The 8,666-nt window shown below is 35.7% G+C and carries 9 protein-coding genes and 1 pseudogene; all 10 read left to right on the plus strand.

What is annotated here, in order from left to right; translation table 11 throughout:
* Window positions 1–59 precede the first annotated feature (59 nt).
* Window positions 60–338, plus strand: a complete 279-nt coding sequence (locus tag BAU17_RS08355; protein WP_161902360.1) for a hypothetical protein — start codon at window positions 60–62, stop codon at window positions 336–338.
* Window positions 310–1,038: a WxL domain-containing protein gene (locus BAU17_RS08360; RefSeq protein WP_161902361.1), complete on the plus strand. Its 729-nt coding sequence runs from the start codon at window positions 310–312 to the stop codon at window positions 1,036–1,038. The genes BAU17_RS08355 and BAU17_RS08360 overlap by 29 nt, the downstream gene beginning before the upstream one ends.
* A gap of 18 nt (window positions 1,039–1,056) precedes the next feature.
* Entirely contained in the window at window positions 1,057–1,836 is a 780-nt protein-coding gene (locus BAU17_RS08365; RefSeq protein ID WP_161902362.1) for a WxL domain-containing protein, read from the plus strand.
* A gap of 18 nt (window positions 1,837–1,854) precedes the next feature.
* Window positions 1,855–4,533: a pectate lyase-like adhesive domain-containing protein gene (locus BAU17_RS08370; protein ID WP_237579097.1), complete on the plus strand. Its 2,679-nt coding sequence runs from the start codon at window positions 1,855–1,857 to the stop codon at window positions 4,531–4,533.
* A 24-nt stretch (window positions 4,534–4,557) separates the two neighbouring features.
* Window positions 4,558–5,310 (plus strand): WxL domain-containing protein, encoded by a 753-nt coding sequence (locus BAU17_RS08375; protein WP_161902363.1) that lies wholly within the window; start codon window positions 4,558–4,560, stop codon window positions 5,308–5,310.
* Window positions 5,311–5,366: 56 nt separating this feature from the next.
* Window positions 5,367–6,437, plus strand: a complete 1,071-nt coding sequence (locus tag BAU17_RS08380; protein ID WP_202622302.1) for a WxLIP family cell surface protein — start codon at window positions 5,367–5,369, stop codon at window positions 6,435–6,437.
* Window positions 6,424–7,173 (plus strand): class A sortase, encoded by a 750-nt coding sequence (locus BAU17_RS08385; protein WP_161902365.1) that lies wholly within the window; start codon window positions 6,424–6,426, stop codon window positions 7,171–7,173. The genes BAU17_RS08380 and BAU17_RS08385 overlap by 14 nt, the downstream gene beginning before the upstream one ends.
* Entirely contained in the window at window positions 7,158–7,583 is a 426-nt protein-coding gene (locus BAU17_RS08390) for a hypothetical protein (RefSeq protein WP_161902366.1), read from the plus strand. The genes BAU17_RS08385 and BAU17_RS08390 overlap by 16 nt, the downstream gene beginning before the upstream one ends.
* Before the next feature lie 6 nt (window positions 7,584–7,589).
* Window positions 7,590–8,012 (plus strand): helix-turn-helix domain-containing protein, encoded by a 423-nt coding sequence (locus BAU17_RS08395; RefSeq protein ID WP_161902367.1) that lies wholly within the window; start codon window positions 7,590–7,592, stop codon window positions 8,010–8,012.
* 21 nt (window positions 8,013–8,033) lie between these two features.
* Window positions 8,034–8,666 (plus strand): annotated as a pseudogene (locus BAU17_RS08400) (hypothetical protein); the annotation flags it as partial.

Genomic DNA, 8,666 nt, shown 5'->3' on the forward strand with positions numbered 1-8,666 from the left:
AGTAATCTATGAAAAATTACCTTAAGATTATAATTACTTTGTTTCTTGTGTCTTTTGTGATGGTTAATACAAATAGTTTTGCGATGGAGCAACATTATGAGTCAAATGGACAAACTAGTTTTTATGGTAATTATGAATATCCACAAGGGAGTGAAAAAGATTTAAACAGTTCAAGTAATTATTCGTCGACTGGTCAAAAGGTATTACCGCGTACAGGGGACTTTGTTTCTCCGATTTATTCAAACATCGGGATTATATGCTTAATTACAAGTATGTATTTGATTTTTATTGGAAAAAGGAGTGTCAATGATGAAAAAAGGAACATTTTTGTTATCTAGCACAATATTAATAGGAATTGCCGCAGCTACGTTCCACGTGTCCGCAGAAGAAATTACTACAAAAGAATATAACACAGAAGGAATTATCACCTTTGAAGCAGGCGATAACGAGATTACACCTCCAGTTGATCCGGAAAATCCCGATCCAACAAACCCTGTTAATCCAATTGATCCGCCTGGACCTGGAACTGGTGGTGCATTGTCTATCGATTATGGTTCAAAATTCAAATTTGGTACACAAAAAATCTCTACCTCTGATCAAACGTATTATGCAAGTCCAGACAAAATGAAGGATGGTACTCAAAAACCTACCTATGTCCAAATAACAGACAAGAGAGGAACTTTGGCCGGTTGGAAATTAAGTATTTCTCAGCCTGAACAATTTAAAACAGCAAATGGTGACCAATTGATTGGAGCTCAACTTAAATTTTCAAAAGGGCAAGCGGCTTCATTAGTTGATCCAGCATATACACCTACAACTGTCAGCTCTGAATTGGTTTTAACACCAGGAACAAATAATACGTTGGCAATAAACGCGCAAAAAGGAACAGGGGTAGGCACATGGGTTTATCGGTTTGGTGCAGATGCAGAAGATAATAAAGATGCTGTTCAACTTTCTGTACCAGGAAAATCTGTTAAATTAGCTCAACAATATTCAACAAAATTAGTTTGGTCATTAGAAAATACACCAGCTAATTAATTGGAAAGGAGGAGTGTGATGAGAAAAGAACTCATAAGATTTCTTATTTTAAATTCAATTATTTTGTCAGTGTTATCGATTGAGGCAAATGCGGAAGAAATTAAAAGCTATCAATCGAATGGAGTAGTAGAATTTGTCCCTAATTTAGATTCGACTGACCCTGTCAATCCAGAAAATCCTGAGCCAGAGAAACCTGTAAAACCAATCGATCCAACAGATCCTGATGGTCCCAACCCGGGTACTCAAGGCCCTTTATCAATAGACTATGCTTCAAGTTTAGATTTTGGAAAGAATCGTATTTCAAATAAAGACCAAGTTTATTTTGCAAGAGCTCAATCTTATCAAGGTGACCAAGAAGATACGCCAAATTTTGTTCAAGTTTCTGATAATCGTGGAACAAACAGTGGTTGGACACTTTCGGTAACACAAGAAGCACAACTAACTTCAACTACACCAACCTTAAATAATGTCTTAACAGGTGCAAAAATGACATTATCCAATTCTGCGATAAGTAGTAATGTTCAACATATTACAGCGCCGGAAGCTAAAAATAGCATTGAATTGGTTCCCGGATTAGCTTCCATCGTGACTTTTGCAAAAGCAGATACTGGTGCTGGTACATGGGCAACTTATTGGGGACATGTAGAAAAAGTCGAAGAAGTTGATGAAAATGGCGATATAAGACAAGTGAATGTCACAAAAGCTATTCAACTAGCGGTACCTGGTTCCACACCGAAAGACGCTGTTAAATATCAAACAAAACTAGTTTGGACATTAACGGATATCCCAGAAATTTAAAATTAGGAGGACAGAGATATGTTGAAAGGAAAAATAATAACGCTTCTATTCAGCGGTGTATTAGCGACAAATATCTCTCCTATTGCCAATATTAGCTCAGATACCAATCATCAGAATACAGATGTTTACCTTACAGAGAACGAAATCCAGATTGAACAAACAATGGGAACCTCTACATCATTGGGTTCTGACACTGAAAAAACAGGTGGAAAGATTGAGGAAACAACTGAATCAGCAGTTCAAAGTACGGATAGTTTAAATGACATAACTACTTCTTCTAGTAATGTGCAAGACAGTAGTCATATAGAAGAAACTGAGGAAAGTAAGGAACCGGCGATTGAAACAAATACCGATAAAAATATCCTTGATAAAGAACGTTCCGTACAGCGAGTTGCCGAAATTTTAGAAGTTTCCAATTGGAGTGAATTTGTACAAGCAGTTCGTAATGAATCAGTCACAAAAATTGTCTTAAAAAGTAGTTTTGTTAATCCTAGTAACACAGACACATCGCTGACTAGCTATGTCAGAAGAAATGATTTGGAAATTGACGGACAAGGCAATCGAATTGATTTTAAAAGCACATCGATTCAATTAGGAGCACCAACGGGAACAGGGAATTTTCACATGCATGATATTGTTCTTAACCAGCGTTATGGTGGTGCAAATAGTGAAGATATTGTAGGAAATAGACTAAATTATACTAATGGTGGAAAGTGGCGCTATCGTTTCGGCAATATTACCACAGAGTCTGGTGTGCAAAGATTGGCCCGTGCTTCTCATTCAGAGGTGACCGTGTATGGTGTAATGAATATCAATACTCGAGCAGAAAATTTTTATTTAGGCAGTTTAAAGATGGAAGATGGGACAACCTATAAAGGAAATGTCAATTTTTATGATTTTTCAATTTTTTGGTATAACGTTCCTGCTGGTGATACTTCCACAGGAGCAAGCAAGGAGTTTACTATTGGTAAAAATTGTCGAGTCGATGTCACTCAAAGCCAAACATCGGGTACTACTTATCCAGCCGTTTACTCTTATTATCAAGCGTTGACAGTCGGTGAGAATAGTACCTTTAATGTGAATATGCCAGGGAATGCTGTTCGTTTTGACATGAATGGTTCAGGAATGACAGTTAAATCGGGAGCCATTGTCAATTTAACAAGTAAGCGAAATTCTGGATCAGTAGTTGCTTATAGCAATAATAATACTTACTTAAATGTGGAGCCCGGTGCTTATTTCTACACGATAGGAGTAAGTAACCAACCATTAATTAACTTATCTGCTAATGGAACAGGTACCGGAAATATTAGAAGACAAAATAATAAACTAGTGTTAAATAGTCCTGCACAATATGATATTCGTAATCTGAGGGACAATTACGCTGCTGTGCAAGTAGCCACGGGAAATTATGCGGATAATACCTTTCAAATCGTCGACTCAGACATTGATTTATGGAAATTGGCGACACAACCTTTAGGACCTTCCGATGAAACTTATCCAAAGGTCGCTCAATTCTCAGTAAGTGGGAATGGTTCTGCTGAAAAAATTAGCTCCACCACAACAGAATTAAATAGGTTCTCTCAAAAGAACTATCGAAGAATTTCAGGAATGAATCAAAATCCTATCGTTGAATGGACACCTGTGACCGATGCTGATAAAAAAATTCAAGCAAGAGTGGTTATTGGTTATGTTCCAGACAATAACGGCTTGAACTCTGAAGGCGAAGTAACCTACATTCCTGTCTATGCGTCAAAGAACCAAGCAAAAGTAACAATTACCGATACTTTTGGAAAGATAATGAAAGATTTACTGACAGATGCAGAGGGATACGTCAACTATCAATCGGAGAATTTTAATCTGGCTGGAAAAGAAATGCTTGCTAATGCGCAAAGAGGACCTTGGAGTTCTAAGGAAACCGCAAAGTATTCAGTCATTGATGTTACGCCTCCTGAACCCGCTACTATTAACGGTGGAAACTCACAACCACCTTCTATAAAAGAGTTATCTGGGATAGGGGAAGCTGGTGCCATTGTCACAGTACGCTTAAATAATCAAGATTTAGCGTTAAAAACAACGGTGTCCAGTGAAGGGAAATGGACACTTCTTCTAAGTGAACTGTCCTTAAAGAAAGGTGATATTTTACAAATTTTCTTACGAGATACGAGTGGAAAAGTCACACAAATCCCAGATCCACCTTCTTTAAATAATGATATTGGTAATATCGAGCCGGAAGAAGATTATCCCTATAGAGATGCTGTCTTTAAAGCGGCAACGAAAGTTGAAATCTTAGGAACTTTAGAATTACTGTCGGTTCCAACTATACTAGATTTTGGAACGCAAAAAATTAGCAGTGTAAATACGCAATATACACCGTCAGTGAATGGGGATTTGATTGTTTCGGATACTAGAGGCGAAGAAAAAAGTTCCTGGCGCATGATGTTAAAAGAAAAAACACCGTTAGCTTCTAGTGACCATCAGCTAGCTGGCGCATTTTACTATACAAATGCATCGCAAACAATGAATGTTAGCGCAGAAAAAATTATTGCTGAAGAAAGAAAATTGTCAGATGATGGCGAAGTTAATTTAACCAATGAATGGAAGAATGAGAAGGGAATCAGTCTAAAAATTCCTATTGAAAAACAACGTCTAGGTACTTATTCAGGCACCTTAGAATGGTCTCTGGAAGATGTGCCATAAATAAAATGAATGGAGAAATAAATAATGAAAAATATAACTAAAGTATTGATGTCTACAGTTCTTTTAAGCGGATTAGCAGGATCCGTGACCGCTTTTGCTGAAGATGGTGGTGTGTATACGTCAAATGGCGTCGTTGAATTTATCCCAAGTGAAGACCCGACGAACCCCGTAGATCCGACTAATCCAACGAATCCAGTCAACCCGATTGATCCAACGGACCCTGAAGGACCGAATACTGGAACAAATGGTCCATTGTCAATCGACTATGCATCTAGTTTAGATTTTGGTGTTCAAAAGATTACCTCTAAAGATCAAACTTATTTTGCAGCTACACAAAAATATAAAGTTTTAGATGCAGCAGGTAAGCCAACAGCCGAAGTAAAGGAAGGTCCTAATTATGTCCAAGTGACTGACAACCGAGGAAATGAAGCAGGGTGGACATTAAAAGTAAACCAAGAAGGTCAGTTTACATCTGTTTCAGGGAAAGAATTGACTGGAGCGGTCATTACTTTCTCTAACGGGAATGTAGTGACAGCTTCTGATTCAGGGAAACCGGTTGGAGCGGCAACAATTGTTTTGAATTCAAACGGTTCTCAATCGAATGTGATGTCTGCTAGTAAAGGAAATGGGGCAGGAACGTATTTATTCGATTGGGGAACCGATGCAAAAACAGCAGCTGAAAGTATTACCTTAAGCGTACCGGGTTCAACAACCAAATATGCAGAAAAATATTCGACGAACTTAACATGGACTTTAACAGATGTACCTGGGAACTAGTTTAAAAATCAAAAGACGAGAGGGCGCTCTCGTCTTTACATATTAGTAAAGGAGAGATGGAATTGAGAATAAAGCAAAAATTATTGGCATTATTATTTATTATGGGAATGTGTTTTATGAATGGCTTTGTCGAAGCAAGTGAATTCAATTTTGCCGTGACACCAATAGCACCCGAACAACAAATTGATAAGGAAAAAACGTATTTTGACATTCAACTTAACCCTGAACAAAAAGAGGAATTGAAAGTTGAATTAAGAAACGATACGGAACAAGAGGTAACGATTGATGTTTCTTTAAATAGTGCTACAACAAATTCAAATGTTGTCGTGGAGTATGGCGAGAATAATATAGAGAAGGATGAAAGCTTAACAATCGATTTAGAAGATTATGTGGAGTATCCAAAGGTAGTTACCTTGCAGCCAAAGAGTACGCAAATTGTAAAATTCGCTGTTGAAATGACTAAAGAAAAATTCGATGGTGTATTGGCAGGTGGTATTACCTTTAAAGAGCGACAAAAAGAAGAAAAAGAGACAAATGACCAAGGGTTATCCATTAAAAATGAATATGCTTATGTGATTGCTTTGTTATTGCGTCAAAATTTAAATGAAGTTGCGCCAAATTTACTTCTACACGAGGTTGAACCTGGACAAATAAACGCACGAAATGTCATTTTGGCTAATGTGCAAAACGATACAAAAACATACATTAATCAAGTTGCCATTGACACCCAAATTACCAAAAAAGGTAGCGATAAAATTTTATATCAAGAAGAAAAAGAGCAGCTGCAAATTGCACCTAATTCGAATTTTTCGTTCCCTACTGCTTTAAATGGGGCTGCACTCGAACCTGGAGAATATCATTTATCGATGACTATCTTCGGAAATGAAAATGATGCTGGAAAATTTACTAGAACCCATGGAACTAAAACAACCCAGTACAACAATCAATGGAAATTTGAAAAAGATTTTACTATTGATGGAAAACTTGCAAAGACATTAAATGAAAAAGATGTCACCATTAAAACAGATTATACGTGGTTGTATATTTTAGTTGGCATGATGTTTTTACTACTAGTATTCCTACTCATTTTGTTGGTTCGGAGAAAAAAGAAAAATGAAGACCAATAAATTTAAATGGGCGATTCATTTATTTTTTAGCGTGGGCATTTGTTTGTTATCTTTCCCAGTCATTAAAAATACAATCACTTTAGTAAAAATGCAGCAAACAACTGTGACAATTACAACAGAGCGACCTTCGAACATAGTAAATGAACGAATCAATTTCCCCACGATTGAGAACTATTTAAATATGTCCCCAGAAAAACTTACTGCTGTTGGTGAGCTGATGATTCCTATTCAGCAGATAAAACTACCTATTTTTGCTGGTTTAAACAACCAGCAACTTTTAGTTGGTGTCGGGTCCATGTATCCGGAGAGAGACATTCTAAAAGATAACATGGTTTTATTAGGTCATCACTTAACGATGAAGGACGTGTTATTAGGAAACTTGCAACAAGTAAAGGTGAATGACCCAATTTTTGTCACATACTTGAAAGAAAGTCTCCAGTATCAAGTGATTGAAAAGAAGATTGTTAATGAAGCAGATCTTAGTGTGTTAGAAAACACAGCAGAACCTAAACTAACAATTATCACTTGTGATAAACCTGAAATGACTGATAAACGAATTGTAGTGATTGCTGAACTAGTGAAACAAGAGTCAAACGTTTCACGGAAATATGCAAAGTTTGGAATGCAGGATTTAAAAACTAGGAAAAGGAATATTGCCAAATATAGTGTAGGACCACTCTTGATTGTTTTATTAATTCTAATCTTCGGGAATTATACGCTATGGCGATACGTGTGAAAAGAATGAACCAGTCGAAAAATACTTTATTATGGAGTTCCATCTTACTTTCGCTTCTTTCTGCTACAAATATTGTTTACAGTGATGATCAGCAAAATCCGATATACGATCCAGTGAACCCAGAGCAACAAATACAACCTTTGGAAAACACACGAGAAGAAAGCATAACTACCGACTCCGTTCCGACAACAACAGATAGTAGTGAAGAAGAAAAAACAGTTGTCACTTCGAAATTACCACCAACTAAGAAACAAAGTAAAAAAATTTACTTGACCGAAGAATTGTTTGATTGGAATAAAATACTTATTCAGCAACGTAGTATCGGAAGTGGTAATTCAGATAGTAAAGACTTTTACGACCAACTGATTGATGAATTAGTTGGGACAGCAATATATGGAAGAAAGAGCTGATTACTAATGAAGTATGAGTTTTTTTTGAGCAAGGAGGATGACCGAAGTTATTCACTGCTTAAATTTTTAGAAGAAAGTCCTAATTTATCGGAAACGTTATTGAAAATTCAAGAAGAGCTTTCTTTGTCCACCTTCCTTCTGAAAAAAACAATTGATAAATTGAATGATGATATTGAGGCATTTGGTATCAGTCAGCATTTAAAACTAATTGTAAATGGACCGGAGCTAATTCTGGAAATTGATGGGAAATATTCTAGTGGTTTTTTATTGTCTAAATATATCCAACAATCCATTTATCTCGATTTACTGATTGAATTTTTCCGAGAAACATATACAACTTTGGAAGCTTTTGCAAATGACCATCATATCAGCTATTCTTCAGCATATAATATGTTACAAGAATTAAAAAAAATGTTGAAAAAATATTAGATTTACTTTGATAAGAAAAAATTGTATGGGAATCAAAGAAACATCATTCTCTTTTATTATCAACTGTTTTTAATGGCGGATGTTACGTATACAAGAGTATACCCAGAAGAAGTGATTACCTTGGTGAACAAATTGATTGCTTTATTACAATCAGAATATTCATTGTCAATCTGCGAGTATAAAAAAATATTTCATTATCTAGCTATTCATTTATTAGCAGATAAATCAAAAATACTCATGCTCAATCCAGCAATTACCTCATTCTTTCCACAACAAGAAGTGAGTAAAATAGCACATCTATGTTATTCAACAGCATATAAATTATCAGAGGAATTTATGTATCATATTTTAATCTGGCTATATCTCAACGGAAAATTAGAAGAAATGAAGTATGTTGACAACAGTGACAATACAATAAAAAGTTTAAATGAGCGGTTTATAAAAGATTTCGAAGAACATTTTAAACCATTGGAGACCCAAGTAACCCTACGTGTTTCTCAAGAATTGAATAAAATACATTTCAATTTGCTTTATTATCCGATGAATAGATTTAATGAATTTGATATGAATATTTATTTTTTTAGACAGACTTATCCAGAATATTATTTTTACTTATTAGAATATATTAATAAGTTAACTACGGAGTATGAACAG

The sequence above is a fragment of the Candidatus Enterococcus willemsii genome, assembly GCF_009933335.1.
Lineage (GTDB): Bacteria > Bacillota > Bacilli > Lactobacillales > Enterococcaceae > Enterococcus_F > Enterococcus_F willemsii.

What these genes read in the sequence shown, in the direction of transcription:
- BAU17_RS08355 (WP_161902360.1), top strand. Translation starts at nt 60, where the DNA reads ATGGTTAATACAAATAGTTTTGCGATGGAGCAACATTATGAGTCAAAT.
- BAU17_RS08360 (WP_161902361.1), top strand. Translation starts at nt 310, where the DNA reads ATGAAAAAAGGAACATTTTTGTTATCTAGCACAATATTAATAGGAATT.
- BAU17_RS08365 (WP_161902362.1), top strand. Translation starts at nt 1,057, where the DNA reads ATGAGAAAAGAACTCATAAGATTTCTTATTTTAAATTCAATTATTTTG.
- BAU17_RS08370 (WP_237579097.1), top strand. Translation starts at nt 1,855, where the DNA reads ATGTTGAAAGGAAAAATAATAACGCTTCTATTCAGCGGTGTATTAGCG.
- BAU17_RS08375 (WP_161902363.1), top strand. Translation starts at nt 4,558, where the DNA reads ATGAAAAATATAACTAAAGTATTGATGTCTACAGTTCTTTTAAGCGGA.
- BAU17_RS08380 (WP_202622302.1), top strand. Translation starts at nt 5,367, where the DNA reads ATGGAATTGAGAATAAAGCAAAAATTATTGGCATTATTATTTATTATG.
- BAU17_RS08385 (WP_161902365.1), top strand. Translation starts at nt 6,424, where the DNA reads ATGAAGACCAATAAATTTAAATGGGCGATTCATTTATTTTTTAGCGTG.
- BAU17_RS08390 (WP_161902366.1), top strand. Translation starts at nt 7,158, where the DNA reads ATGGCGATACGTGTGAAAAGAATGAACCAGTCGAAAAATACTTTATTA.
- BAU17_RS08395 (WP_161902367.1), top strand. Translation starts at nt 7,590, where the DNA reads ATGAAGTATGAGTTTTTTTTGAGCAAGGAGGATGACCGAAGTTATTCA.